At 69.6% G+C, this 24,397-nt stretch carries 26 protein-coding genes, 1 tRNA gene and 3 pseudogenes; 19 read left to right on the top strand and 11 right to left on the bottom strand.

Going from position 1 to position 24,397, the window contains the following annotated elements; genetic code table 11:
* Positions 1 to 3: 3 nt before the first annotated feature.
* The 5 genes and pseudogenes from HUN58_RS05430 to HUN58_RS05450 all read left to right on the top strand — a co-directional run bounded on the left by HUN58_RS05430 (position 4) and on the right by HUN58_RS05450 (position 1,953).
* A pseudogene (locus HUN58_RS05430) lies at positions 4 to 741 on the top strand (2,3-bisphosphoglycerate-dependent phosphoglycerate mutase).
* Positions 738 to 1,241 carry a CrcB family protein gene (locus HUN58_RS05435; protein WP_254631625.1) on the top strand — a complete coding sequence of 168 codons (504 nt, stop codon included), beginning with the start codon at positions 738 to 740 and terminating at the stop codon, positions 1,239 to 1,241. The pseudogene HUN58_RS05430 and the gene HUN58_RS05435 overlap by 4 nt, the downstream one beginning before the upstream one ends.
* On the top strand, positions 1,238 to 1,609 hold the full coding sequence (locus HUN58_RS05440) for a CrcB family protein (RefSeq protein ID WP_208745437.1): 372 nt from the start codon (positions 1,238 to 1,240) through the stop codon (positions 1,607 to 1,609). Before HUN58_RS05435 ends, HUN58_RS05440 begins: the two co-directional genes overlap by 4 nt.
* 47 nt (positions 1,610 to 1,656) lie before the next feature.
* A pseudogene (locus HUN58_RS05445) lies at positions 1,657 to 1,809 on the top strand (inorganic diphosphatase); the annotation flags it as partial.
* A gap of 6 nt (positions 1,810 to 1,815) precedes the next feature.
* The gene (locus HUN58_RS05450) at positions 1,816 to 1,953 is read left to right on the top strand and encodes a hypothetical protein (protein ID WP_302694868.1); all 138 of its coding nucleotides are present in this window, start codon (positions 1,816 to 1,818) and stop codon (positions 1,951 to 1,953) included.
* On the opposite strand, the gene HUN58_RS05455 is transcribed toward HUN58_RS05450, so the two are convergent.
* On the bottom strand, positions 1,938 to 2,864 hold the full coding sequence (locus HUN58_RS05455) for a LysR family transcriptional regulator (protein ID WP_208745438.1): 927 nt from the start codon (positions 2,862 to 2,864) through the stop codon (positions 1,938 to 1,940). The genes HUN58_RS05450 and HUN58_RS05455 overlap by 16 nt on opposite strands.
* Before the next feature lie 70 nt (positions 2,865 to 2,934).
* Between HUN58_RS05455 and HUN58_RS05460 the strand changes: the two genes are divergently transcribed.
* Positions 2,935 to 4,092: a TDT family transporter gene (locus tag HUN58_RS05460; protein ID WP_208745439.1), complete on the top strand. Its 1,158-nt coding sequence runs from the start codon at positions 2,935 to 2,937 to the stop codon at positions 4,090 to 4,092.
* Entirely contained in the window at positions 4,089 to 4,673 is a 585-nt protein-coding gene (locus tag HUN58_RS05465; protein WP_208745440.1) for a uracil-DNA glycosylase family protein, read from the top strand. Before HUN58_RS05460 ends, HUN58_RS05465 begins: the two co-directional genes overlap by 4 nt.
* Before the next feature lie 472 nt (positions 4,674 to 5,145).
* Here HUN58_RS05465 and HUN58_RS05470 read toward each other — a convergent pair whose 3' ends face one another.
* The 8 genes from HUN58_RS05470 to HUN58_RS05505 are packed head-to-tail and all read right to left on the bottom strand — an operon-like array spanning position 5,146 to position 10,240.
* Positions 5,146 to 6,171: a hypothetical protein gene (locus HUN58_RS05470; RefSeq protein WP_208745441.1), complete on the bottom strand. Its 1,026-nt coding sequence runs from the start codon at positions 6,169 to 6,171 to the stop codon at positions 5,146 to 5,148.
* The gene (locus HUN58_RS05475) at positions 6,171 to 6,416 is read right to left on the bottom strand and encodes a hypothetical protein (RefSeq protein WP_180224632.1); all 246 of its coding nucleotides are present in this window, start codon (positions 6,414 to 6,416) and stop codon (positions 6,171 to 6,173) included. Before HUN58_RS05475 ends, HUN58_RS05470 begins: the two co-directional genes overlap by 1 nt.
* Entirely contained in the window at positions 6,413 to 7,264 is an 852-nt protein-coding gene (locus HUN58_RS05480) for an antitoxin VbhA family protein (protein ID WP_180224633.1), read from the bottom strand. Before HUN58_RS05480 ends, HUN58_RS05475 begins: the two co-directional genes overlap by 4 nt.
* Before the next feature lie 50 nt (positions 7,265 to 7,314).
* The gene (locus HUN58_RS05485) at positions 7,315 to 7,593 is read right to left on the bottom strand and encodes a hypothetical protein (protein ID WP_180224634.1); all 279 of its coding nucleotides are present in this window, start codon (positions 7,591 to 7,593) and stop codon (positions 7,315 to 7,317) included.
* Between the two features lie 13 nt (positions 7,594 to 7,606).
* Complete coding sequence (locus HUN58_RS05490) at positions 7,607 to 8,620, bottom strand: hypothetical protein (protein WP_208745442.1); 1,014 nt, start codon at positions 8,618 to 8,620, stop codon at positions 7,607 to 7,609.
* The gene (locus HUN58_RS05495) at positions 8,613 to 8,930 is read right to left on the bottom strand and encodes a hypothetical protein (protein ID WP_180224636.1); all 318 of its coding nucleotides are present in this window, start codon (positions 8,928 to 8,930) and stop codon (positions 8,613 to 8,615) included. Before HUN58_RS05495 ends, HUN58_RS05490 begins: the two co-directional genes overlap by 8 nt.
* The gene (locus HUN58_RS05500; RefSeq protein ID WP_208745443.1) at positions 8,923 to 9,510 is read right to left on the bottom strand and encodes a hypothetical protein; all 588 of its coding nucleotides are present in this window, start codon (positions 9,508 to 9,510) and stop codon (positions 8,923 to 8,925) included. Before HUN58_RS05500 ends, HUN58_RS05495 begins: the two co-directional genes overlap by 8 nt.
* Before the next feature lie 40 nt (positions 9,511 to 9,550).
* Positions 9,551 to 10,240 (bottom strand): hypothetical protein, encoded by a 690-nt coding sequence (locus tag HUN58_RS05505; protein WP_180224638.1) that lies wholly within the window; start codon positions 10,238 to 10,240, stop codon positions 9,551 to 9,553.
* Between the two features lie 129 nt (positions 10,241 to 10,369).
* On the opposite strand from HUN58_RS05505, the gene HUN58_RS05510 reads away from it, so the two are divergent.
* The 5 genes and pseudogenes from HUN58_RS05510 (at position 10,370) to argG (ending at position 13,801) form a co-directional block, all read left to right on the top strand.
* Positions 10,370 to 10,531, top strand: coding sequence for a helix-turn-helix transcriptional regulator (locus tag HUN58_RS05510; protein ID WP_180224639.1), 162 nt, complete (start codon positions 10,370 to 10,372; stop codon positions 10,529 to 10,531).
* 60 nt (positions 10,532 to 10,591) lie between these two features.
* A pseudogene (locus tag HUN58_RS05515) lies at positions 10,592 to 10,840 on the top strand (HNH endonuclease); the annotation flags it as partial.
* Positions 10,841 to 11,080: 240 nt separating this feature from the next.
* Entirely contained in the window at positions 11,081 to 12,184 is a 1,104-nt protein-coding gene (locus HUN58_RS05520; RefSeq protein ID WP_180224640.1) for an epoxide hydrolase family protein, read from the top strand.
* Between the two features lie 13 nt (positions 12,185 to 12,197).
* Positions 12,198 to 12,272 (top strand) — tRNA-Arg (locus HUN58_RS05525).
* Between the two features lie 86 nt (positions 12,273 to 12,358).
* Complete coding sequence (gene argG, locus HUN58_RS05530; RefSeq protein ID WP_058740458.1) at positions 12,359 to 13,801, top strand: argininosuccinate synthase; 1,443 nt, start codon at positions 12,359 to 12,361, stop codon at positions 13,799 to 13,801.
* 104 nt (positions 13,802 to 13,905) lie between these two features.
* On the opposite strand, the gene HUN58_RS05535 is transcribed toward argG, so the two are convergent.
* Positions 13,906 to 15,060 carry an AI-2E family transporter gene (locus tag HUN58_RS05535; protein ID WP_114849484.1) on the bottom strand — a complete coding sequence of 385 codons (1,155 nt, stop codon included), beginning with the start codon at positions 15,058 to 15,060 and terminating at the stop codon, positions 13,906 to 13,908.
* Between the two features lie 340 nt (positions 15,061 to 15,400).
* Here HUN58_RS05535 and HUN58_RS05540 point away from each other — a divergent pair, with 340 nt between their 5' ends.
* Entirely contained in the window at positions 15,401 to 15,568 is a 168-nt protein-coding gene (locus HUN58_RS05540) for a hypothetical protein (RefSeq protein WP_167510149.1), read from the top strand.
* Positions 15,569 to 16,004: 436 nt separating this feature from the next.
* Positions 16,005 to 16,832, top strand: coding sequence for an ammonia-dependent NAD(+) synthetase (gene nadE, locus HUN58_RS05545; protein WP_058740456.1), 828 nt, complete (start codon positions 16,005 to 16,007; stop codon positions 16,830 to 16,832).
* Between the two features lie 94 nt (positions 16,833 to 16,926).
* On the opposite strand, the gene HUN58_RS05550 is transcribed toward nadE, so the two are convergent.
* Positions 16,927 to 17,382, bottom strand: a complete 456-nt coding sequence (locus tag HUN58_RS05550; RefSeq protein ID WP_180224641.1) for a hypothetical protein — start codon at positions 17,380 to 17,382, stop codon at positions 16,927 to 16,929.
* 149 nt (positions 17,383 to 17,531) lie between these two features.
* Between HUN58_RS05550 and HUN58_RS05555 the strand changes: the two genes are divergently transcribed.
* The 5 genes from HUN58_RS05555 to HUN58_RS05575 all read left to right on the top strand — a co-directional run bounded on the left by HUN58_RS05555 (position 17,532) and on the right by HUN58_RS05575 (position 24,374).
* Positions 17,532 to 19,523 carry an MDR family MFS transporter gene (locus HUN58_RS05555; protein WP_180224642.1) on the top strand — a complete coding sequence of 664 codons (1,992 nt, stop codon included), beginning with the start codon at positions 17,532 to 17,534 and terminating at the stop codon, positions 19,521 to 19,523.
* 210 nt (positions 19,524 to 19,733) lie between these two features.
* Positions 19,734 to 21,074, top strand: coding sequence for an enolase C-terminal domain-like protein (locus HUN58_RS05560; RefSeq protein ID WP_180224643.1), 1,341 nt, complete (start codon positions 19,734 to 19,736; stop codon positions 21,072 to 21,074).
* A 75-nt stretch (positions 21,075 to 21,149) separates the two neighbouring features.
* Entirely contained in the window at positions 21,150 to 22,385 is a 1,236-nt protein-coding gene (locus HUN58_RS05565) for a sugar ABC transporter substrate-binding protein (protein ID WP_254631626.1), read from the top strand.
* 107 nt (positions 22,386 to 22,492) lie between these two features.
* Positions 22,493 to 23,464, top strand: coding sequence for a carbohydrate ABC transporter permease (locus HUN58_RS05570; RefSeq protein ID WP_141862961.1), 972 nt, complete (start codon positions 22,493 to 22,495; stop codon positions 23,462 to 23,464).
* Positions 23,457 to 24,374, top strand: coding sequence for a carbohydrate ABC transporter permease (locus HUN58_RS05575; protein ID WP_217488581.1), 918 nt, complete (start codon positions 23,457 to 23,459; stop codon positions 24,372 to 24,374). The genes HUN58_RS05570 and HUN58_RS05575 overlap by 8 nt, the downstream gene beginning before the upstream one ends.
* Positions 24,375 to 24,397: the final 23 nt, after the last annotated feature.

Genomic DNA, 24,397 nt, shown 5'->3' on the forward strand with positions numbered 1-24,397 from the left:
GGCATGCTGACGCTCCTGCGGCATGGGGAGAGCACCGCGAACAAGGCCGGCATCTTCACCGGGCTGCTCGACGTCCCGCTCACGCACCGCGGTGAACGGCAAGCATCCGCAGCCGGATGGCTCCTCCGGTCGAACCACATCACGCCGGACGTCGTGGTCACCTCCGCACTGCGCCGAGTCGTCCGCACCGCCGAACTGGTCTGCGACGCCCTCGGGACACAGCTGCCCACAGAAGCGATGTGACAGCTCAACGAACGCAACTACGGCGCCCTCACCGGGATGACGAAGACCGACGCCCGCCACACGCTTGGTGACGACGAGTACATGCGGCTCCGCAGGTCCCGTAACGGCACACCGCCACCGATGTCGCTGCAGCTATGGGAGGAACTGCGGTCGAGCTCCGCGCTGCGCGGCCTGCCCGCCGGTGCCCTCCGACGCACCGAGGCACTCTCGGACGTCATCGAAAGGATCCGCCCCGTCCTGCACGACCGGCTCCTGCCGATGCTGCGGGCCGGGCGGAGCGTCCTCGTCGTCGCGCACGGGAACTCGCTCCGCGCACTCTGCGCATGCATCGACGACCTCACCGATCCGGACCTCGAGCAGCTGAACCTGCCGACCGGGCAACCCGTGCAGTACCACCTCGCTGCCACGGGTGCTCTCGTTCCGCGTGGTGGGGCGTTCCTGGATCCGGTAGCAGCACAGCACGCCGCGGCGCTGGTCGCGGCAGAAGGCGGAACATGACCACCCGAACGGACACCCCGATGCCCGACGACCAGCTCCCTCCTGACCCGGACGTCGACGTCTCCGACCCGTCAGCAGCGATGCGGTTGGTGCATCTGCGGTGGCGGTACGTCGGCCTCGTCGCGCTCGGCGGCGCCGCTGGCACTGCCCTCCGCGACGTCATCAGTAGCCTGCTCCCTGCCGATGGCGGGGTGAGTTGGTCGATCTTCTGGATCAACATCACCGGCGCGCTGGCCCTCGGTGTGCTGTTGGAAGCGCTCGCGCACCGCGGGCCCGATGCCGGCCGCCGACGCGTGCTGCGGCTGCTGCTCGGGACAGGGGTCCTCGGCGGGTTCACCACCTACAGCACCCTCGCCGAGTCCACCGCCGCGCTGTTCCTGAACGGGCACGGCCTCGCCGGCACCGGCTACGCGCTCCTCACCGTCCTGTCCGGCGCGGTCGCGACCGCCTTCGGTCTCGTCGTCGCCGGCTGGTTCCGTCCCCGAACGGAGGAAGCATGAACGCCGCCCTCATCCTTGCCGTCGCCCTCGGTGGCGGTGCCGGCGCTGCCGGCCGGTTCTTCCTCGACGGGGTGATCAACACCGGCCGAGAGTTCCGGCTCCCCGTCGGCACGTTGACGATCAACATCACCGGATCGCTGCTGCTGGGACTCATCGTCGGCACCGCCACCCACCTCGGCGCCGTGCCGGTCGCGGTCCTCGGCACCGGGGTGATGGGCGGGTACACCACGTTCAGCACCGCCAGCTTCGAAACCGTCCGCCTCGCCCGCAGCGGCCGCATCACCGCCGCCGCGATCAACGGTCTCGGGATGCTTCTCGTCTCCGTCGCCGCCGCGACCGCCGGCGTCCTCCTCGGCGGCACCCTGTGACCACCCCGCCCACTGACCACACACCCGCTCCAGAACCGAAGGCGCTGATGCTGTTCGACGTCACGATCGAGATACCCCGCGGCAGCGGCAACAAGTACGAAGTGGACCACACCACCGGCCGGATCCGGCTCGACCGGGCGGTGTTCACCAGCATGGTGTTCCCCCAGGACTACGGCTCCATCGACAACACGCTCGCGGACACGTTCATCGCGGACCTCGTTGTCGGAACCGGCACCGGGCAGATCAAGTCCGGCGCACCCGCCCGCGGGGAACGCGTCGCGAAGTACAACCGGCTCACCGAGATCGCCGAGCAGCACCCGGATCTGCCCTACGGACTGATCTGACCACCGACGCTCGAGCTGCGAGCGGTGTCCAGGAACGCCGTCACAGCAGGCCTCGGGTGGCCCGACCAGATCGCACGCAGCGACCGGATCAGTGGCGGGCCGAGCAGCGGCACCCGGACGAGGGCGCCGTCTTCGAGGTCAGTGTCGACGGTGCGGAGACTCATCACCGCGGGCGCGATGCCCGCTCGAGCGTTGGCGCGGATGATGCCGGTCGTTTCCAGCACTGCAGCCGGCGGGACCAGGGTCAGGCCCGCCTCGTCGAGCCATGCCTCGACCGTGGCGCGGGTGCCGGACCCTTCCTCACGGAGCAGCAGGGGCGTCTCCGCGAGGTCATCCGCGGTGATGGCCGAAGCACTTGCCCACGGATGGTGCGGGGCGACGACGACCACGAGTTCGTCCTCATCGACCACCAGCGATGAGAGGCCAATCGGCGCAGCAGGAGTCTCCGTGAACCCGACGTCGGCAGCGCCGGAACGGACGAGGTCGGTCACGTCGGCGGAGTTCCCCGCGATCAACCGCACCGACGCATCCGGCGTGGCTGCCCGGTGGGTGAGCAACCATCCGGGCAGCAGGAGTTCGGCGATCGTCTGCGACGCTGCGACCACGAGGGATCCCGCCGGTTCCCGAAGCGCGGCGACGCCTGCTTCGAGACGCCGGGAGGCCTCCAACACCGGGACGGCCAGACCGAGCACCACCCGGCCGGCGTCGGTCAGCACGGTCCCGGACGCCGTCCGGTGCGCCAGCGGCTGACAGGTCGCCTGCTCCGCGGCACGTAAGCGCGCCGAGACCGCCTGCTGTGTCACCCCCAACACCTCGGCCGCGCGGGTCAACGAACCGGTCTCCGCGACGCGGACGAGGACCTCGAGGGTGTCGAGGTCCAGGATCCGGTCCGTCAGCCGCCGCAGTGCCACAAGCAACCATTGTGCCCTGCCAACGAGTCCGCCGTTCCCGAACCACGAGGCACACGCGCACGATGGGTGCATGTCCGCTCACCTCGCCCACGCGCCCGCGGCCTTCGAGCATGGTGTGCGAGACCGGCGGTTGTTCCGGGAGTTGGAGCGGCCTGGTCTGATCGTGTCGAACCTGACCCCGAACTGGTTCGCGTCGATCATGGGCACCGGGATCGTCGCCGTCGCGGCCGCGTCACTGCCGCTGCAGTTCCCCGGCCTGCGCACCGCGGCGACGGTGATCTGGGCGATCGCGGCGGCCCTGCTCGTCGCCCTCACCATCGCGACGGCCCTGCACTGGATCCGCTACCGCAGCACCGCAGCGAAGCACCACCTCAACCCGGTGATCTCGCACTTCTACGGCGCACCGCCCATGGCGTTCCTCACCGTCGGCGCCGGCACCATCCTGCTCGGCAAGGACTGGATCGGCCTCCCCGCCGCCGTCACCATCGACTGGGTCCTCTGGGCCATCGGCACCATCGGCGGCCTCCTCACCGCGGTCCTCGTGCCGTACCTGGCGTTCACCCGTCACGAGAACAAGCCCGACTCCGCGTTCGGCGGCTGGTTGATGCCGATCGTCCCGCCCATGGTGTCCGCCTCAACCGGCGCGCTCCTGCTGCCGTACGCCCCCGCCGGGCAGGCGCGCGAGACCCTCCTATGGTCCTGCTACGGCTTCTTCGGCCTCAGCCTCATCACGTCCCTCGTCGTGATCACGCTGATCTGGAACCGACTCGCGCAGCACAAGGTCGGCGCCGCCGGGATGGTGCCCACGCTGTGGATCGTCCTCGGACCCGTCGGGCAGTCCATCACCGCAGTGAACCTCCTCGCCTCGAACGCGCCAACCGTGGTCGATGCCTCCACCGCGCACGCGCTCCTCGTCGTGGCGCTGGTGTACGGGTTCGCGATGCTCGGGTTCGCACTGCTGTGGACCGTCATCGCCCTCGCCATCACCATCCGAACCGCCCGGCAGCACCTGCCGTTCAGCCTGACCTGGTGGTCGTTCACGTTCCCCGTCGGCACCTGCGTCACCGGCCTCAACGGCCTCGCCCTCCACTCCGGACTCACCGTCATCGCCGTCCTCGCAGTCGTCTACTACGCCGGCCTCGTCACCGCGTGGATCACCGTCGCCGTCCGCACCTTCCACGGCTCCGTCATCCGCGGCACGCTCCTCGCACCACCGCAGCCGGCGTGAGCACCCCTGACGAACTCGCGGATGAGGTCGCGGACGTTCGATCGCTGAACGTCCTCGCGGAGGCATGGCGCACCGCACCCGACGGCTCGCGACGGTTCGTCCCGAGCTTCGACCCACGATCCGGCGGCACGGCTAGCCGAGTGCTGGTCCTCATGCAGTCGCCCGGCCCGCAGACCATTGCCGCAGCGCACTCGGCGGTCTGCAGCGAGGACAACCCGGGGCCGACCGCGGCCGCGTTCCGCGCAGCCCGCATCGAGTCCGGACTTGCACGCAATGAGTACCTCCGCTGGAACCTCATCCCGTGGGAACTCCCCGGCCGTGGACGACCTGCAGACATCGACGAGGGACGACATGCCCTCGGCGTTCTCCTCAGGGCGCTTCCCTCCGTCGAGGCGATCGTCACGTACGGGAGCATCGCTCTCGAGGGAGTCATGCGACACCTCACCCTGGACGAGCACGCCCGACTCGTCCCCGTCATCGCGGCACCACACCCCTCTCCCGCCAACGGCCGCCACCGCGCGGAACAGCACCGACGTTCCGTCCAGGCACTCCGACTCGCCGCACGGACGCGTCGGATATAGCGAGGCTTCAGCTGCCTTCACCGGCAAGGCACGAGTGAACCGGTAGCCGGTCCTTCAACGGACGCGCCAGCGCGTCCTGCTCTTACCGCAGCTACTTCTGTCTCAGATGACTAGTCCGGTGATGTTCTCGCTGAGGGCCCCGTATGCGAACGTCGGTGCCGGCTCCTACTGTCGCCATCGTGGGTCGTCGTCGTTCGGATCGTTGGGTGCCCGGCTCGCCGTTCTCGCTCGAGGAAGAGGCTCGCGGCGTGGAGGTGCGTGAGCTGCCGGAGCCGTTGCCAGTGCATGCGTGGTTCCAGCTGCCGGACCGGCTGATTCGTCGAAGTGACGCCCGGGCGTACCGCTTCACCCGAGACGCAGTTTGGGTGGAAGCAGGTTGCGGCGAGACCAAGCTGGCTGCTTGGGTTTGGCGCAGTTCGGTGAAGCTCCGACGGCAAGTTGGTGCGACCCAGGTCTGATCGATCTCCCGCGGTCAGTCCGGCAGGTTGTGGCGGAGGTCGTAGCCGGTGTCAGCGAGGAACTGCAACCGGTTCCGGACCTCTTCGAGCGAGGCCGTGTCGTCCGCGTTGCGGTAGTCGGCGCGGAGGAGCGTGTTCGCGGTGATGATGTCATCGGTGCGGTCCGTGTATCCAGCGGCGGCGGTGAGGAAGATCGTGGGGTCGGCGGGTCGGATGAGTTCGGTGCCGGCGAAGCCGATCGTGTCGGGTTCGAAGCCGAGCGCGGCCATGTCGACCTCCTGCTCGGTGAATGCGACGACCCGGTAGGGCATCTCGCGTTTGCTGATGGCGGGGTAGCCGGGGCGGTCGGAGATGGCGCGGCCGGAGATTCGGCAGCCAGCTGCGATGAGCCGTTCCGCCTGTTCGATGAGCGGCAAGTCGGACGTCCACCGTGTCCTGACGCCGCCTGGTCCGGGGTAGCAGGCGATGGTGAAGTCCACGAGACCGCCCACCTGCCGCGACTCCCATCCGACGTCCGTGCGGTGCACGCGTTTCCCGAGGCGTGCGAGCGCGTCGTCCACCTGGCCTGCAGTCAGCCCGGCCCGGACGAGCCCTTCGAAGGTGGCGCCGTTGACGGCGAGCATTCGAGCGACGGCGAAGGTGACGTAGATGGGGGCGGCGTCCTTCCATCGATCCTTCGTCCCTAGGGCCTGCTCGCCGTCGAGCCAGACGCGGCCCCGGTCGACGTCGACCAGCAGCACCGTCGCGGTCTGCTCCGCGAGCGCGATCTGCGTCGCAGTCACGGTCCTAGGCGCCAGCAGGAGCAGTTCCGCGTTGCTCGGGTCGTCGTCGCGGGGGCGTTGGGTGAGGGGTGGGAAGCGTGCGCGGCGGCCGTCGGCGAGGCGGATCGTGTCGTGCGACTCCACGACCGCGCGAAGCCCAGCGAGCTTCAAGACACTGAGGGTGTTGGTGAGGTCGGTGGTGTCGCCGAGCCCATACGGCAGCGTGACCTGCGGCCTGCCGCTGTATGCGGCGTTGACCCATTCGAGCCCAGGCATCATCAGCTGCGCTTGTCTGGGGTGTCGGGCTGGGTGAGGGCGATAAGCCAGCGGGTCTCTTCGAGGAACGGTTCCCACCCGGTACGGGGGTCACCGTGTGCTGGTTCGCAGATGTTGCCGATGTCGGTGCTGCGAATGATGACCTGCCGCAGGACGGTGCTGGGTGGGTCGCGGAAGAACACGTGCCCGTGCACGCCAGTGACGTCGTAGGCCACGCTGAGGAGGAACAGATCCGGTCGGCGGGTCATGGCCGCCACCGTCGTCCGCGGAACAGGGCGATGATCGTCGTCAACGGCCGACCTTCCCGCATCCAATCCAATGGCGTCAGGACCCGGTCGTCGACGGTGAGGAAGTCCAGGGGCGTGGTCATGAACTCGGTCATCGCGGCCGCGTCAAGGAGCGGTTGGGGTGCTGCCGCGTAGAGGACGTCGAGGCCGGGCAGCAGCGACGACGGGTCGCCGAACTCGGGAAGGGCCGGCGTGACGAGTTGCCAGTCCGGGATGCGTTCTTCACCGTCGAGATCGAAGCTCATCAGCCGGTTCGCTTCAAACAGCTCCCCAACCTCCTCAATGCTGACCTGCAGGGCCGCAGCGACTTCCGGCTCGGTGAGGGTGGTGTTGAGCAGGTTCCGGCGGATCCGGGCTTGCGCGGTCTGCCACCAGTCCTCGGAAACGTCCGCCGGACCGACCGCGCTGTTGTCGGGTTGGCGGGGGATCTGCCTGCCTTCATCGGCGTATGCGGAGAGTTGTTCGCGGGTGACTTCACCGCGGGCGTACATCCACAGCTGCGACTGCCACGGCATGTCGTCCGGGAACCCTTCCAAGTAGCCCGAGTGAATCACCGCTCGGACGGCCTTCTCCCGTCGTGCGATTTCGGAGGCGGGGATGAGGAGGGTCTGCACGATCCGGTTCGCCTCCCGCACCGCCGGCACCGTCAGGTCCGACAGGACCGTGTTGGTCCTGTCGTAGAGCTCGTACCCCGGCTCGACATCCACGGCACGGACGAGGATCTGCGCCAGGTGCGCGTCCGGGTTCTCGGTGTCCTCGAGGAGCACATGCCCCCAGAGGATCCGGTCGTTCGACAGGTGCATGGACACCAAACGCATCATCAGCGGGAACCTCCTGGGGATGGGCGTGTGCGCAGCGGTTAGGGCTGGGGGAAGTCGGCGGGGGCACGGCCGATGCGGTCGGGTGTGTAGCGGAGGAGGAACCGCATGATGCGGTCCGCTTCGACCATCGCCGGCGCCGCCGGGTCCTGCCCGCTCGGGTCGACGTTTGTGAGGCGGAACCAGGGCGGTTCATCCGCGTGATCAACCAGGACCGCGGCGGGCTTGTCGTCCGGGTGGTCGGGGTCGGTGAACATGACGGACCCGAAGAATCGGGTGTCGTCGTACGCCAAGGTCAGCGACAGCAGCTGCAAGGTCATCAGCGCGCTCCTGTCAGCTGCCGCCGGGGTGCCAGCGGAGGTCGTGGGCGAGGTCTGATCGGAAGTGCAGCAGCTGCCGCAGCCCGTTCACCGCATCCGTGTTCGCAGCCACCCAACTGTCTTCGTAGAGGACGTGCGCGGTGATGAAGTCGTCCGCGCAGCACCCCTCAGCGCCGGTCAGGACGGTGGTGTCCTGCGGGACGATGACTTTCACCGTCGCGTCATCCGCCGACGCTGGCTCGTAGCCGAGTGCGGCCATGTCGGGGTGCTGGGCGAAGAACGCCGTCAACCGGTTCGGGGCGACAAGCACGCCGGACTGCTGCGCGGCCCACCGGTCCGACATCACTCCGCCGAGGCTGATGAGCTGGTCCGCCTGCTGGTCGATGGTGGTGTCCCTGCGCCAGCAGGTCCGGATCCCGCCAGGACCCGGGTATGCCGCCAGTGCCCAGTCGACCAGTGCTGGTCGGTCCCTGGCTTCCCACCCGAGAGGCGTGTGGAAGACGTGCACGCCGAGTGCTGGCATGGCGGCGCGCGCCTCCTGGAAGGGAACCCCGCTGCGGTCCGCGATGGCGTGTGTGCCGCCGCCGTGCATGACGATGCTGCGAGCGATCGCGAAGACGGTCCGCCACCCTGGGGTCGCTTCCCGTTGCATCGTCGTGCCGGACAGCTGCCGCCCGTTAGCCCACACCCGCCCGCGTTTCCCGTTCACGACCACCAGGTCGGGGTATCGGCGCACCAGTGACAGCACCCCGCCCTCGGACCCGCCAGGGAGCAGGATCACATCATCCACGCGACCCTCACCGCCGTCGCTGTCGGTGATGGTGGTGGTCGGGTCTGGGGTGGCGAGGAACGCGGAGCGGCCGTCGTCGAAGCGGAGCCGGTCGAACGCCTCCACCCGTGCCGGCATCCCGGCAGCGGCGAGGGCGGTGAGGGTCTGAGTGATGTCGATCGTGTAGCCGAGGCCGAACGGCAACGAAAGGATCGTCTGCTCATGCCGGATGTCCTGCACCCACTGACGGTCAGACATCAGCCGGCCCCACCGCTTCCGGACCACGCCCCACCGCGCGGAGCTTCGACAGCACGTCCACCACCTGAGTCGCTGCTTCCAGCAGCGGGTCAGCAGGATCCCTCAGCGGCGCCCCGTTGAGGAGCGTGAACACCCACCCGTCTTCGCTGGTGCGGACGTTGACGGTCCGCTGCAGGATCTTCGGCCCGGTGGAGTTCGTGAACGTCATTCCGGCCAACGTCGGCCAGATCCCGGCGTCGAACTGCGCCGACAACGACAGCAGCCGCAACAGCACCGGCTTGAATCGCAGCGCCGCCCCACGCTCAGGCATCGCCAGCGAACCGTGGGTCGTCTTCGGCGAGCCGCTCGAGCCCGAGCCCTGATGCGTCGAGGATCGCGTTCTCTGACTCTTCGGTGGCGACGAACGACCCGATTTGCGCGTTGACCGCGACAAGCGTCCCGATTCGACTCCTCGCATCCAACACCACCGCAGCGACCTCCTCAGCCGTGCAGTCGGACGTCAGCTCCGGCTTCGACGGATGCAGGGCCGGGAACTCGAGCCGCTGCACCGGCGGATGCCACTTCACCCCAACGCGCAGCACCCGGCCGTCCTCGTCATTGCGGTAGAACATCGACCCGAACGGGTGACCCATGTCGAGGGTGAGGTCCGCGCCGTAGAGCGTCCAACCGGCGGCCGCGCAGGCCGGATTCCAACGCTCAACGGTGAGGGCGCCGACACCCATCTTGAGACCCGGAATGAGAGCTTGGCCCTCCCGAACCTCGGCATAAAGCGCGATCAGGTCCGGGGGAGCCTGGTCGCGTAGATTCGACAACGGGATTCGCGCCAAACTGACGTCGCTGTTTTTCTTCATCACAGCTCGCTCCCCGTTCTGCGAGACAATGTCCTCCACTGCAGGGTGGTTATCGCGCGGTCACTCGCGAGCGCCCAAATCATGCTGCTCCCCAGAGATAGCTCAGCAGGCGGTCATCGCTGCCCTCAAGATGCCGTAGCAGTAAAGCAACCACGGGCATCGGTCCGTACCCCTTCAGCAGCCAATCGCGAGGAGAAGTCGACGTGTTGTGGTTTCTGCTGAGCTGAGGGTCATCAAGCGTCATTAGGCCGCGTACGAGAGCGGGAGGTGCATTCCTGGGGATGGCTCTCACCACGGTGCTCAAGTGGGGGCTGATCAAGCTCGCGCTATCCTCCGCAACGTCGAATTGCCAAGCGGGGATCAGAATCGTCTTATGGCCGAATGCCCACAGTTCGCGATCGTCGATCAGTCGTTGAATCTGCTGCTCGGTTTCTCCGAGCAGACCGGCGATCTCTTTGACCGAATACGCGGTCACGGTGTCGAGGGCGCTCATCCTCACCGCAACTGCCACAAGCTCCTCCCGGCGAAGGGGACCGGACCCGATGAAAGCTGCCTGCAGGTCAGACGAGCCGAACCACTGGAGCATCAGTTCCCGGTGAATCGACGACAGCATGGACGGGGTGCCGTAGAGCCGAAGGAGCTCGGCGATGTCGGACAGTGCGCGAACAGGATCAAGCCCGAGGGCTTCGAGGGAGGCCGAGACCTCAGCGAGGGCGATTGCGCGCGAGGGGCGGCCAGGCCCGGTGCGAGGCGCGGGTGTCATGCTCATCAAAGTAGTATCCATTTGGATACTGCGCTAGAGGCGCATCTTTGCAAGGTTCGCGGAGTGCATGTAACGCGGGAGCCCAACCTCCACGCGTTCCGCACCGCACTCGACAAGATGCGCGTCGATGCCAACGTGAGCTACGAGCTGCTTGCCGAGCGAACCGGACTCCATCGGCTCACCGTGCTTCGGATGTTGCGCGGCCACCGTGGCGGCTCGCTCGAGTCCTGGTGGCGGATGGCAACTGCTCTCGACGCAGACTTCGCTGCGATGGTTCGACTTCTGGACGAGGCCTGAAGCACCGGGATGCCGGAAACCCTGAGCGCTCCGACTCGTACGAACTGCTAGTTCAGAGAATGCGCGTACTGCGACCGGCACGCGACGACGATCGACCACGTGCAGCCGCGGTCCCGCGGTGGGCAGGACTCGTGGGAGAACCTCGTCGCCTGCTGCCTGGCGTGCAACAACACCAAGGGCGACCGCACCCCGCAGGAGATGGGCTGGCGACTCCGGTTCCGGCCGAAGGCGCCGCACGGTGCCTCGTGGGTGGTGCGCGGCATCGAGCGGCCGCAGTCGGAGTGGGACGAGTACCTGGTCGCCGCGTAGCGGCGGCTGCTGCCGCAGCCACGGACGGACGGGAGGCACGGTGCGGCGCCGCCACGTGCCTCCCGTCCGCCGGTGGTCGCGCCCGGCGACCGTGGTGTGCCGATCCGCGCGTGGTGGGCCGATCCGCGCGTGGTGTGCGGATCCGCGCGTGGTGGGTCAGGTGTTCCTGCGCATCATGCGCGGAACGTCCTCCGATCGCGAGCGTGATGGGAAGGAACACGCGGGCGTAGCGTGCGCTGCATGAGCGAGACGCCGGACATCGACGACGCCACCATCGCGGACCTCCGGGCACGCCTCCGGGCGACCCGCTGGCCGGACGCGACGGGTGTGGACGGCTGGTCGCTGGGCGTCGACCTCGACGAACTCCGCCCGCTCGTGGCGTACTGGGCGGACGGGTTCGACTTCGACGCGCACCGCGCCGCCCTGGCCGCCCTGCCCTCGCGTCTGGTCGAGGTCGACGGCATCCGGGTGCACGTGCTGCACGCGCGGTCCGGACGGGACGACGCGATCCCGCTGCTGCTCGCGCACGGTTGGCCGGACTCCGGGTGGCGGTACCGGAAGGTGCTGCCGATGCTCGTCGCGGCGGGCTTCGACGTCGTCGTCCCGGACATGCCCGGCTACGGGTTCTCGGACGCGCCGCCGCAGGTCCTCGACGCGCGACAGGTCGCCGGGATGTGGGCGGAGCTCATGACGACGCTCGGGTACGAGCGCTTCGCGGCGTCCGGCGGCGACATCGGCACGCACGTGGTCCGGTACCTCGCGCTCGACCAGCCGGACCGGGTCGTCGCAGTGCACCGCATCGACGGCGGCTTGGCGTGGCCGGGGCTCGACGCCTCGGCGCTCTCGCCGACGGAGCGGGCCTTCGTCGACGAGACGGCACGGTGGCGGACCGACGAGGGTGCCTACGCGATGCTGCACCGGACGAAGCCGCAGACCGCGGCGGTGGGGTTGACGGACTCGCCGGCGGGCACGGCGGCGTGGATCGTCGAGAAGCTGCGGTCGTGGAGCGACTGCGGCGGGGACCTGTGGTCGGTGTACACGCGGGACGAGGTGCTCGCGCTGCTGACCGAGTACTGGGCGACCGGGACGATCGGGTCGTCCATGCGGATGTACCACGCGAACGCGGCGATCCCGGCGGAGCAGCTGGCCCGGCGGGTGGAGGTGCCGTCGGGGTTCTCGGTCTTCCCGGGGGACCTCGTGCGGGCACCGCGGGAGTGGCTCGAGCGGACGACGAACCTCGTGTACCACCACGAACTCGACCGGGGCGGCCACTTCGCGACGGTCGAGGTGCCGGAGCTGTACGTGTCCGAGGTCCGGACGTTCCTGGAGCCCTACCGCCGCTAGAGTGGACGAGCCAGCCTCTGTAGCTCAACGGAAGAGCAGTTCCGTCCTAAGGAAACGGTTGGGGGTTCGAGTCCCTCCAGGGGCACCAGGGCCGCCAGAGCACCAGGACACGATCGATCCACAACCGTCGGCCCGGACGGTAGTGCGGCCCGGCGGACCCGTACGATTGTCCCCGTGTCCAAGGTCCTGAGCAGTCTCCCCGTCGGCGAACGAGTCGGCATCGCGTTCTCCGGAGGTCTCGACACCTCCTGCGCGGTCGCCTGGATGCGCGAGAAGGGAGCGGTGCCCTGCACGTACACGGCCGACATCGGCCAGTACGACGAGCCGGACATCGACGCCGTCCCCGGTCGCGCCCACGAGTACGGCGCGGAGATCGCCCGCCTGGTCGACGCGAAGAGCGCCCTGGTCGAAGAGGGCCTCGTCGCGCTGCAGACCGGTGCCTTCCACATCCGCTCGGGCGGCAAGACGTACTTCAACACGACGCCGCTCGGCCGCGCCGTGACGGGCACGATGCTCGTCCGCGCGATGAAGGAGGACGGCGTCGACATCTGGGGCGACGGCTCCACCTACAAGGGCAACGACATCGAGCGGTTCTACCGCTACGGCCTGATGGCCAACCCGCGGCTCCGCGTCTACAAGCCGTGGCTCGACTCCGAGTTCGTCGAGGAGCTCGGCGGCCGCAAGGAGATGAGCGAGTGGCTCGTCGCGCGCGGCTTCCCGTACCGCGACTCCACCGAGAAGGCGTACTCGACCGACGCCAACATCTGGGGCGCCACGCACGAGGCGAAGAGCCTCGAAGAGCTCTCCAGCGGGCTGGACATCGTCGAGCCGATCATGGGCGTCGCCGCCTGGCGCGACGACGTCGACGTCGCGACCGAGGTGGTCTCGGTCCGCTTCGAGGCCGGCCGCCCGGTCGCGATCAACGGGGTCGAGTTCCCGGACGCCGTCGCGCTGGTGTACGAGGCGAACGCCATCGGTGGTCGGCACGGCCTCGGTGCGTCCGACCAGATCGAGAACCGCATCATCGAGGCGAAGAGCCGCGGCATCTACGAGGCGCCGGGCATGGCGCTGCTGCACATCGCCTACGAGCGGCTCCTCAACGCGATCCACAACGAGGACACCGTCGCGGCGTACCACAACGAGGGTCGTCGCCTCGGCCGTCTGATGTACGAGGGCCGGTGGCTCGACCCGCAGTCCCTCATGCTGCGCGAGTCGCTGCAGCGCTGGGTCGCGTCGGCCGTCACCGGCGAGGTCACGCTCCGCCTGCGTCGCGGGGACGACTACACGATCCTCGACACGACCGGGCCCGCGCTGTCGTACCACCCGGACAAGCTCTCGATGGAGCGCGTCGGGGACGCCGCCTTCGGGCCGGACGACCGGATCGGGCAGCTCACGATGCGGAACCTCGACATCGCGGACTCGCGCGCGCGGCTCGAGCAGTACGCGGCGGCCGGTCTGATCGGCGGCGCGACGGGCGAGCTCGTCGGGCAGCTGCAGGCGGGCGAGGCCGAGGAGATCCTCGGCGGCGCGGTCGTGACCTCCGACGCGGACGACGCGCTCGGGCGGGCGACGGACGCCGCGTCCGAGGGTGCTGCGTTCGACTCCGGGACCGACTGACCCGTCCCGTCGGGTCGAGGCCGGACACGTCGAAGGGGAGCCACCGCGGCGTGCGGGGGCTCCCCTTCGTGGTGCGTGGGCGGCGTCGGTGCCGCGCCGGCGCGCTACCGCCGCTCGGCGGTCTCCGGGCGCTTCTGCCGCCACGGCAGCGCAGGCTGCCCCGGTCCGTCCCACACCTGCACGGCACCCCAGGCCGCGGCGAGCAGCGGCACCGAGATGATCGCGCCGGTGATGCCCGCGAGCACCGTCCCCGCGGTCAGGCCGATCAGGATGACGAGCCCGTGCAGCTTGAGCGTCTTGCCCATCAGGACGGGCTGGAGCAGGTTGCCCTCGAGCTGGTTCACGAGCACGACGATGCCGACGACGACGAGGGCGGCGACGGGGCCGTTCGCCACCAGGGCCACCAGGGCGGCGAGGATGCCGGCGGCGGTCGCACCGACGATCGGGATGAACGCCGTGATGAACACGACGACGGCGAGGGGGAGCGCCAGTGGGACCCCGACGATCGCGAGCCCCACGCCGATACCGATCGCGTCGACCGCGGCGACGCTGGCCGTGCCGCGGACGTACCCGCCGAGGGTCTGCACCACGCGGTCGCCCACGCGGCGCGCCCGCTCGTAGCGGGCCCCGGTGAAGGGGCGGAGCAGGAACTCCCAGATCGCCGGACCGTCCTTGAGGAAGAAGAACAGCACGACGATCATCAGCACGAGGCCGGTGAGGAAGTTCGCGGTGGCCGAGGCGCCCGCGAGTGCGCCGGAGCCGAACTGCGAGCTGGTCAGGAAGCCCTGGACCCCGTCGACGACTTGGTCCACCTGCTGGTCGGAGATCGCGAAGGGCAGGTGGTCGACCGCGTCCTGGAGCTGCTGGAAGCCGCTGATCGCGGACTTCTGCAGGTCCGGCCACTGCGCGATCACGGCGACGACGATGAGCCACCCGACGAGCCCGAGCACGACGAGCACACCGAGCAGCACCGCGAGGGTCGCGAGCACCGACGGCACCTTGTGGCGTCGGAGCCAGGAGACCACGGGGTGCATGGCCGACGCGATGATGAGCGCGAGGAGCACCGGGATGGTCACGACGCTCAGCGTCGCGGCGGCGTAGACGATGCCGATCGCGACGACGAGCACCACGATGATCTGCAGGCAGCGCGTCGCGAGGGTGCCGAACGGGTCGGCCCACCTGCGGGCGAAGACACTGGGGGCGGCGTCGGGGCGGGCGGCGTCGGACTGGGCGTCGCTGGGACGGCCGAACAGGGGCATGGGGCTCCTCGTGGTCGTGCGGAGCCACCACGCTACCGGCGCGGCAGCACCTCGGCGGGGTCGCCGCTAACCGCATCCACCTGGACGCGGTCCACCACCACTCCTACCCTGGAGTCACCGGGTTCTCCTCCAGGTCCCGTCGTCACGATGCCCTCGCGGTCTGCGAGGTCTGGCACAGCGGGACGGCCCGGTCGGATCCGAGGTCTGCAACTCCTCGATGAAGGGCTGTCACCATGGCCGCCACGAACTGCTCGTGCACCGCACACCCCCTCGACTTCTCGGCGGGCCAGACCCGCACCCCCGTCGTCCCGTCCGCCACGACCGTCCTGCTGGGGCTCTCGTGACGCCCCGGGCCCCGGAGGACTGGCACCGGCACGGTCTCCGGTCCCCGGAGGAGGTCGCCGACATCATCTCCGAGCGGATCGCCGGCGCCTCGGACGCGTCCGCGCCCGCCGGCGCGGAGCACGACGAACCGTCGTACGCCGACTTCCTCGGCGAGCAGGTCTGACCCGCGCGTCGCGACGCGCCCACCCAACGGACGGGAGGCACGGTGCCAGCTGGCACCGTGCCTCCCGTCCGTCAGTGCGGTCCGTGGCTCTCGCTGGCTGTTCCGCGCGTAGCCTTGTAGATTGCTCATGTCTCCGCGTGCCCGGCGGAGGTGCCTCCACATCACCGGTGGAGCGCGGATCAGCGGCGGGCACGGGGCGATCCGTGGCCGCCGGAGAGCGAGGACCCGAGTGCACGACCACGACACCCACCCCCTGGACCGGCACGTCGGCCCGCCCCACGTCGAACGCTTCCGCCTGACCCGCGGCGACGAGACGTTGCGCGTGGTCTGCACCTGCGCGATCGGGACGGACCACGACAACACCATCCGCCCGGAAGGAGCCGCGACCTCGCGGTGAATCCGTGCCGTCCGCGGCCCGGCGCGTGATACTGGAGCGGTGCGTGAACTCCAAGCCGCCATCGCCGCGGACCTCGACGTCCAGCCGACCATCGACCCGGAGCAGGAGATCGCCCGACGCGTCGGGTTCCTCCGGGACTACCTGACCACCACGGGTGCGAAGGGCTTCGTCCTCGCCGTCAGCGGCGGCCAGGACTCCACGCTCGCCGGACGGCTGACGCAGCTCGCGGTCGAGGGCCTGCGCGCTGACGGGCACCCGGCCGAGTTCGTCACGGTGCGCATGCCGTACCGCGTGCAGGCCGACGAGGACGACGCGCAGCTCGCCCTCCGCTTCATCGCGGCGGACCCGGGCATCGTCGTGAACATCGAGCACGGGGTCGACGGGGTGGTGCAGGACACCACGGCCGCCGGCGTCGAGCTGAGCGACTTCGTCAAGGGCAACGTCAAGGCGCGCATGCGGATGGTCGCGCAGTACGCGGTCGCCGGGCAGCGCGGGCTCCTCGTCGTGGGCACGGACCACGCGGCCGAGGCGGTCACGGGCTTCTTCACGAAGTACGGCGACGGCGGCGTGGACCTCACCCCGCTGACGGGCCTCACGAAGACCCAGGGGCGGCAGCTGCTCGAGCACCTCGGGGCGCCCGCGCGACTCTACGAGAAGGCGCCGACGGCCGACCTGCTCGACGACCTGCCCGGCCAGACGGACGAAGCGAACCTCGGCCTGACCTACGCCGAGATCGACGCGTACCTGCAGGGCCACGACGTCCCGGACGAGGTCGCCGAGGCGATCGAGGCGCGCTACCGCGCGACCGAGCACAAGCGCCAGGTCCCGGCGACGCCCTTCGACGCGTGGTGGCGCCAGGGCTCCTAGTCACCAGGAGGGCGCCGGGTCACCACCGCGGCCACGGACAGGAGGCGCGGTGCGGGTTCGTCCCGCACCGCGCCTCCTCGTGTGCTCGGGCTGGTCAGCCGTCGTCGCGGGGGTCGTCGTCGCGTCGCTGCGGGTGCCCGGCGTCCTCGCGCTCGCCGGCATCGGTGTCCTTCCCCGGGTCCGCCTCCGTCGGCTGCAGTGCGCTCGTGGCCGCGGCGTCCCGCTCGGCGGCGAGGCGCTGCTGCCAGACGACGCTCCGGGCCGCGCCCTCGAGCACGTCGTCGACGCTGCTGCCGGTCTTCGCCGCGAGCGCGCCGCTCAGGCCGGCCGTCAGGGTGCCGCCGGCCGAGGCCAGGCGCTCGACGACCTGCTCCTGCCGGTCCGTGAGGGGTTCGTCGACCATGCTGTCGACGGTCTCGCGGATGTTCTCCTCGCTGGCGTCGAGTGCGCCGTCGTCCCCGGCGTGCAGGGCGGCGGCCTCGCCGACGACGACGAGTCCGAGCCGTGCGGCGTCGTCCTCCGGGCGGGGGTGTTCGTTCGCGTCGGTCATGGCGGGGACGGTACGCCGCGCACCCTGGACGCGCTGCGCACTCGACGCACGCCTGAAGATGCGTGCAGACGGGGCAACCTTGCGCTGGTGGCAAAGGTGCCACGGGTGTAAAGTTGCACGGTCTGCAAGAGAGAGTCCCAGGAGGATCGATGTCCACTGCCACCGCACCCGTCGAGGTGCAGCGCGGCCGACCGGAGGCCACGGCTCCCGCACCCGCGAAGCCGATCATGACCCACCGCCAGATCCTGCTCGTCATCTACGGGCTGATGGCGGGCATGTTCCTGTCCTCGCTCGACCAGACGATCGTCGGCACCGCGATCCGCACCATCGGTGACGACCTGCACGGGCTCGACCAGCAGGCCTGGGTCACGACGGCCTACCTGATCGCGTCGACGATCACCACGCCGATCTACGGCAAGCTCTCCGACGTTTTCGGCCGCCGACCGCTCTACATCTTCGGCATCAGCGTCTTCGTGCTCGGTTCGCTGCTCTCGACCTTCTCGACCTCGATGGTCATGCTCGCCGCCTTCCGGGCGTTCCAGGGCATCGGTGCGGGCGCGCTCATGTCGCTGCCGCTCGCGATCATGGGCGACATCCTCGCGCCCCGTGAGCGTGCGAAGTACCAGGGCTACTTCCTCGCGGTGTTCGGCATCTCGTCGGTCATCGGTCCGCTCATCGGTGGGCTGTTCGCCGGTGCGTCCTCGATCCTCGGGGTCACCGGGTGGCGGTGGGTGTTCCTGGTCAACGTCCCGATCGGCATCGGCGCGCTCCTCATGGTGATCGCGTTCCTGCACCTGCCGAAGTTCGGCGACGCCGCGCGGAAGCCGCGCATCGACTGGTGGGGCGCGACCGCAGTGATCGTGGCGCTCGTGCCGCTGCTGCTCGTCGCCGAGCAGGGCCGCACCTGGGGATGGGCCTCCGCTGGCTCCATCGCCTGCTACGTCGTCGGCGGGCTCGGGATCGTGGCGTTCCTGGTCGCCGAGACGCTCATGCGCGACGACGCGATCATCCCGCTCAAGCTGTTCCGCTCGGGGACGTTCTCGATGGCCACGGTCCTCGGGTTCCTGGTCGGCTTCGCGATGTTCGGCGCCATGCTGACCATCCCGCTGTACCTGCAGATCGTCACGGGGCTCACCCCGACGGAGTCCGGCTTCGCGACCCTGCCGATGATCGGCGGCCTGATGATCGCGTCGATCGCCTCGGGCCAGATCGTGGCGCGCACCGGCCGCTACCGGGTGTTCCCGGTGATCGGGACCGCGCTGGTGTCCGCCGGTTACGTCGTGCTGACGTTCATGACGATCGACAAGCCGCTCTGGTTCCTGATGATCGGCATGTTCCTCATCGGCCTCGGCCTCGGCCAGCTCATGCAGAGCATCACCCTGGCGTCGCAGAACTCGGTCCAGCCGCGCGACATGGGCGTGGCGACGTCGTCGGCGACCTTCTTCCGGCAGATCGGCGGGACGCTCGGCACCGCGGTGCTCCTCAGCGTGCTGTTCTCGCTCATGCCGACGAACATCACCGCGGCGACCGCCGACAAGGCGAACCTGACCGGCGCGCTCGACGCGGCCCTGAACCCGACCGTCGCGAGCGCGAAGGTCAACCGTGGCGTGATGGACCAGCTGTGGACACCGATCGTCACCCCGCTCGAGCAGCAGGTGCAGTCCGGGCTCGACCAGGCCACGGCGAAGGTGACCGCGGCGACCGCCGGTGCCCCGGAGGCCGTGCAGCAGCAGGCGCTCGCGGCCGCGGCCGACCAGGCGCACGCGTCCGTGCAGGGTGACCGCCTGGTGGTCGACTGGTCGGACACCGCGCAGCGCACCTACTGGGTCGACCAGCTCGCGCCGAAGCTCTCGGACGCGATCTCGTCCGGGTCCGGCAAGGGCGGGAGTGCCACCGCGGAGACGAGCGACACCTCGTTCCTGAACGGGGCGGACCCCGCGCTGACGAAGCCCTTCATGACGGGCTTCAACGCCTCGGCGGTCACCGTCTACTGGGTCGGCTTCGCGGTGATCCTGCTCGCGTTCGTCCTGAGCTGGTTCTTCAAGGCACCCCCGCTCCGGAAGAGCTCGGCGCTGCAGGAGCAGGCCGACCGGGCCGGTGCGGCAGAGGACCTCCCCGCGACGGCGGCGGTCCGCGCCTGACCCGACCGCGAGCGGGTGTGTGCCCGCCGGGGTGACGCAGTCCGCAGAACGCCCCGTGGCAGCCGCCACGGGGCGTTCTCCGTGTCACCGGTAGGACGACTCCGCCGCTCCTGACCGCAGAACGCGGGCCGATCGGCTCTTGACAGCCGAGACATCCGATGTTTCGATGTCCTCGTTCGGTCGACGGCGACCGGACGGGCAGGAGCAACGATGAGCCGCATCACCGGTCTGCGGGTCCGGGACATCCGGTTCCCGACCTCGCGGGAGCACGACGGGTCGGACGCGATGAACCCCGACCCCGACTACTCCGCGGCGTACGTGGAGGTCACCACGGACGCCCTCGACGGCCTGACCGGTTCGGCGTTCGTGTTCACGATCGGTCGGGGCAACGAGGTGCAGGAGGCCGCGATCGCCGCGCTCCGCGGGCACGTCGTCGGTCGCGACGCCGAGGCACTGCTCGCCGACATGGGCGGCACGTGGCGGAGCATGGTGCACGACTCGCAGCTGCGGTGGCTCGGCCCGGAGAAGGGCGTGATGCACATGGCCATCGGCGCGGTGGTGAACGCGCTGTGGGACCTGAAGGCCAAGCGCGCCGGACTGCCCCTGTGGGCGCTCCTGGCATCGATGTCGCCGGAGGACCTGGTCGACCTGGTCGACTTCCGGTACCTGACCGACGCGATCACCCCGGCCGAGGCCCTCGAGCTGTTCCGCGCCGCCGAGCCCCTCCGTGCGGAACGCCGACGCCGGCTCGAGCAGTCCGGCTACCCGGCGTACACGACCACGCCCGGCTGGCTCGGCTACGACGACGACAAGCTCGCCCGCCTGTGCCGCGAGGCGGTGGCCGACGGCTTCACCCAGATCAAGCTCAAGGTCGGCGGCAGCGTCGACGAGGACGTCCGACGTCTCCGCATCGCCCGGCAGGTCGTCGGCCCGGACGTCCGGATCGCGATCGACGCGAACCAGCGGTGGGACGTCGACGAGGCGGTCGCGTGGATCGACCGGCTGCGGGAGTTCGACATCGCCTGGGTCGAGGAACCGACGAGTCCGGACGACGTCCTCGGGCACGCCGAGATCGCCCGCCGCATCGCCCCGGTGCCGGTGGCGACCGGGGAGCAGATGGCGAACCGCGTGATCGCGAAGCAGCTCATCCAGGCGGACGCGATGCGGGTGCTGCAGATCGACGCCACCCGGGTCGCCGGCGTCAACGAGAACGTCGCGATCCTGCTCCTCGCCGCCAAGCACGGCGTCCGGGTCTGCCCCCACGCGGGCGGCGTCGGGCTGTGCGAGGCGGTGCAGCACCTGTCGATGTTCGACGCGGTCGCGCTCTCCGGGGCGCTCGAGGACCGCTGCATCGAGTTCGTCGACCACCTGCACGAGCACTTCGTGACCCCGGTCGACGTCCGCGGCGGCCGCTACTGGCCCCCGACCGCCCCGGGCGCCGGCACCGAGATGCTCGCCGACTCCCTCGACGCCCACACCTACCCCGACGGCCCGGTCTGGGCGGCGGCCTCGGCCGCCGACCCGGTCCGCGACACGATCCGCGTCGCCTGAGCCGGACACGTCAGACCGACTCGCCAGACCAACCCCGACACACCCCAGCACCACCACGACGAAGTGGAGACACCGATGCAACGACGTTTCATCGCGGGGCTCGCGGCAGCAGCTGCCGTGACCCTCGTGCTGACCGGCTGTTCCTCCGGCAGCAGCGCCGGCGGCGGCCAGACCGAGGACTCCCTGACCTGGTCCATGTGGATCGCCGGGAAGGAGGACCAGGCCGCCTGGCAGAAGGTCGCCGACACCGTCAAGAGCGACGACGGGATCACCCTGACGATCCAGGGCGCGCCGTTCGAGAACTACTTCACGAAGCTCAGCACGCAGCTCAGCGGCGGCAGCGCCCAGTGCGTCGTGAGCATGCAGTCCCTGCGCGCGGCGAACTACACCTCGTCGCTCCTGCCGCTCGACGAGCTGGCGAAGCAGGACGGGCTCGACCTGTCCGCGTTCGACAGCACCGCGCTCGACGGCATGAAGGTGGACGGCAAGCTCTACGGGCTGCCGTACGACACCGGGCCCATCATGATGTTCTACAACCGGGACCTGTTCAAGCAGGCCGGCGTCGACGAGCCGAAGCCCGGCTGGACCGTCGACCAGTTCGAGGCCGCCGGCGCCGCGCTCAAGGCGAAGGGCATCACCGAGTTCGGCTCCACCGTCAGCGACCTGAACCTCGAGTCGATGATCTACGGCTACAACGGCGGTCGGGTGATCACCGAGGGCGGGAAGATCGACGCCACGGACGCGAAGTTCGCCGAGGGCCTGGACTGGCTCGGCAGCCTGGTGAAGAAGGGCTACGCCACGCAGGCGTCGTCCGACTCGTCCCAGTCGAGCAACGACTTCGCCGCCGGCAAGGTCGCCATGTACACCGACGGTCCGTGGTCGCTCATCAGCCAGAAGGCCAAGGTGCAGTTCGACCTGGGCGTCACGACGCTGCCGAGCGGTACCTCCGGCCCGTCGACCTTCGCGGCCGGCTCGGGCTTCGGCATCTCGAAGCAGTGCAAGTACCCGGAGCAGGCGTTCAAGGCCGTCCAGACGATGACGAGCGAGAAGGTCCTGACCTCGCTCGCCGAGGAGGGCCGCGCCCTCCCGGGACGCACCTCCGCCCAGGCGTCGTGGTACTCCAGCGCCGGCATCGAGGGCGCCGAGGAGGCGCTCAAGGCCGCGCTGGCGAAGTCGTCGCCGCTGCTCGGCAACAAGCAGAGCGACCAGCTCTCGCAGCTCTTCACGCAGTACGCCCTGCAGGCGGTCAACGGACAGGCCTCCGGGAAGGACACCATGTCCTCCATCTCGGGCCAGCTCGGCTCGCAGTGAGCGAGCCCACCACCTGACTGACTGGAGGCACGGGTCGACCCCGCCGCGTGCCTCCCGTCCGCCCCATCCCGCCACCAGGACCGCGTGAACGACGAGGAGGTCGTCGCATGACCACCATCCAGGACCCACCCACCGCGGCCGTGCCCGCGGTCGCGACCGCGGTGGCCGGCCCGGCCGCGCCGCGCCGGACCACCGGCGACGCCGAGGGCGTCACGGGCCGCCGCTCGTGGTGGGGCGCCGTGTTCGCGGCACCCCACTCCATCGGGCTCGTCGTCTTCACGGCGTTCCCGATCCTGGCGTCGCTCGTCGTCAGCTTCATGAACTGGCCGATGCTCGGCGAACGCACGTTCGCCGGCGTCGAGAACTACGTCCGCCTGTTCAGCGACCCGGTGTTCCGCACCGTCGCGCTCAACACGACCCTGTTCGTGGTGCTCTACGTGCCGCTCAACCTGGTCGTCTCCCTCGGACTCGCCGCCTGGCTGACGCCGCGGATCGCCGGCCGGCACGTCTTCCGCGTCCTGTTCTTCATCCCGACCATCACGCCGATCGTCGCGAACGTCGTCGTCTGGCGGATGCTGTACCAGCCCGACGGCGCCATCGACGCGACGCTGCAGTCGACCATCGGCGTGCACGCGCCGAACTTCCTGGCCGACCAGCACTGGGCGATGCTCGCGATCGTCGCGATGAGCGTCTGGCAGGGCTTCGGCTACAACATGCTGATCTTCTCGGCGGCGCTCGACGCGGTCCCGGAGAACCAGATCGAGGCGTCGCAGCTCGACGGTGCGAACGCGTGGCAGACCTTCTGGGCGATCAAGTTCCCGCTCATCTCGCCGTCGGTGTTCTTCGCGACGATGATGACGCTCATCACCTCGTTCCAGGTCTTCACGCAGCCCTTCGTCCTGACCAAGGGCGGACCGGGCACCGCGACGGAGACCCTGGTGCAGTACATCTACAACACGGGCTTCCAGAACCAGCAGCTCGGCCTCGCCTCCGCCGGTGCCTGGGTGCTCTTCGTCATCATCCTCGGGATCACGGCCGTCCAGTTCCTCGGACAGAAGCGGTGGGTGCATTATGAGTGAAGCGGTCCGCTCGCGCCTCGGCGCGACCACGTCGAACCGGACGGTCAACCCCCGTGCCGTCGCCCGCACGAAGTCGGCGCCGCGCCCCGGCCGGGTCCGCCACGCCGTCGGGTACGTGCTGCTCTGCCTCGTCGCGCTGCTGTTCGTCTCGCCGCTCGTGTACATGGTCGCGACGAGCCTGAAGCCCGCCGACCAGGTGTTCACCGCGCCGCCGACGCTCTGGGGGCGCTCGCTCGAGTGGGACAACTACGTCCAGGCGTTCACGTACCTGCCGTTCGCGCGGTTCATCCTGAACGGGATCCTGGTCGCGGTCGCCGGCACCGCGATCAACGTGACGGTCGCGGTCCTGTCCGGCTACGCGTTCTCGCGGCTGCGGTGGCGCGGGCGGAACACGGTGTTCGTGCTGTTCCTGGCGACGCTGATGATCCCGCAGGACGTCCTGGTGATCCCGATGTACGTGATGATGCAGGGGTTCGGGTGGGTCGACACCTTCCAGGCGCTCATCATCCCGTGGGCGTTCACGGCCCTCGGCGCGTTCCTGGTGCGGCAGTTCTTCCTGACCGTGCCGCAGGAGCTCGACGACGCGGCGCGCGTGGACGGCGCGGGACCGATCCGCACGTTCTTCTCGGTGATGCTCCCGCTCGCGCGGCCGACCATGGCGGTGCTCGCCGTCTTCTCGTTCATCTCCTACTGGAACTCGTTCCTGTGGCCGCTCGTCGTCGTGAACGACGTCGAGGCGCACGGGACCATCCCGCTCGGGCTCCAGCAGTTCTTCGGCCAGCAGGGTTCCGAGTGGAACCTGGTGATGGCGGCGTCGGTGATCTCGATGCTGCCGACGGTCGTGCTGCTGGTCCTGCTGCAGAAGCACCTCGTCAAGGGCATCGTCACCTCCGGCCTCGGCGGCCGGTGACCTGCGCCCGTCCATCCACCAGT

Source organism: Curtobacterium sp. Csp1, assembly GCF_013347185.1.

What these genes read in the sequence shown, in the direction of transcription:
- HUN58_RS05495 (WP_180224636.1), bottom strand. Translation starts at nt 8,930, where the DNA reads ATGCCTGAGCGTGGGGCGGCGCTGCGATTCAAGCCGGTGCTGTTGCGG.
- HUN58_RS05535 (WP_114849484.1), bottom strand. Translation starts at nt 15,060, where the DNA reads ATGCCCCTGTTCGGCCGTCCCAGCGACGCCCAGTCCGACGCCGCCCGC.
- HUN58_RS05460 (WP_208745439.1), top strand. Translation starts at nt 2,935, where the DNA reads ATGTCCGCTCACCTCGCCCACGCGCCCGCGGCCTTCGAGCATGGTGTG.
- HUN58_RS05575 (WP_217488581.1), top strand. Translation starts at nt 23,457, where the DNA reads ATGAGTGAAGCGGTCCGCTCGCGCCTCGGCGCGACCACGTCGAACCGG.
- HUN58_RS05550 (WP_180224641.1), bottom strand. Translation starts at nt 17,382, where the DNA reads ATGACCGACGCGAACGAACACCCCCGCCCGGAGGACGACGCCGCACGG.
- HUN58_RS05555 (WP_180224642.1), top strand. Translation starts at nt 17,532, where the DNA reads ATGTCCACTGCCACCGCACCCGTCGAGGTGCAGCGCGGCCGACCGGAG.
- HUN58_RS05470 (WP_208745441.1), bottom strand. Translation starts at nt 6,171, where the DNA reads ATGATGCCTGGGCTCGAATGGGTCAACGCCGCATACAGCGGCAGGCCG.
- HUN58_RS05560 (WP_180224643.1), top strand. Translation starts at nt 19,734, where the DNA reads ATGAGCCGCATCACCGGTCTGCGGGTCCGGGACATCCGGTTCCCGACC.
- HUN58_RS05435 (WP_254631625.1), top strand. Translation starts at nt 738, where the DNA reads ATGACCACCCGAACGGACACCCCGATGCCCGACGACCAGCTCCCTCCT.
- HUN58_RS05490 (WP_208745442.1), bottom strand. Translation starts at nt 8,620, where the DNA reads ATGTCTGACCGTCAGTGGGTGCAGGACATCCGGCATGAGCAGACGATC.
- HUN58_RS05570 (WP_141862961.1), top strand. Translation starts at nt 22,493, where the DNA reads ATGACCACCATCCAGGACCCACCCACCGCGGCCGTGCCCGCGGTCGCG.
- HUN58_RS05440 (WP_208745437.1), top strand. Translation starts at nt 1,238, where the DNA reads ATGAACGCCGCCCTCATCCTTGCCGTCGCCCTCGGTGGCGGTGCCGGC.
- HUN58_RS05565 (WP_254631626.1), top strand. Translation starts at nt 21,150, where the DNA reads ATGCAACGACGTTTCATCGCGGGGCTCGCGGCAGCAGCTGCCGTGACC.
- HUN58_RS05520 (WP_180224640.1), top strand. Translation starts at nt 11,081, where the DNA reads ATGAGCGAGACGCCGGACATCGACGACGCCACCATCGCGGACCTCCGG.
- HUN58_RS05475 (WP_180224632.1), bottom strand. Translation starts at nt 6,416, where the DNA reads ATGACCCGCCGACCGGATCTGTTCCTCCTCAGCGTGGCCTACGACGTC.
- HUN58_RS05505 (WP_180224638.1), bottom strand. Translation starts at nt 10,240, where the DNA reads ATGAGCATGACACCCGCGCCTCGCACCGGGCCTGGCCGCCCCTCGCGC.
- HUN58_RS05485 (WP_180224634.1), bottom strand. Translation starts at nt 7,593, where the DNA reads ATGACCTTGCAGCTGCTGTCGCTGACCTTGGCGTACGACGACACCCGA.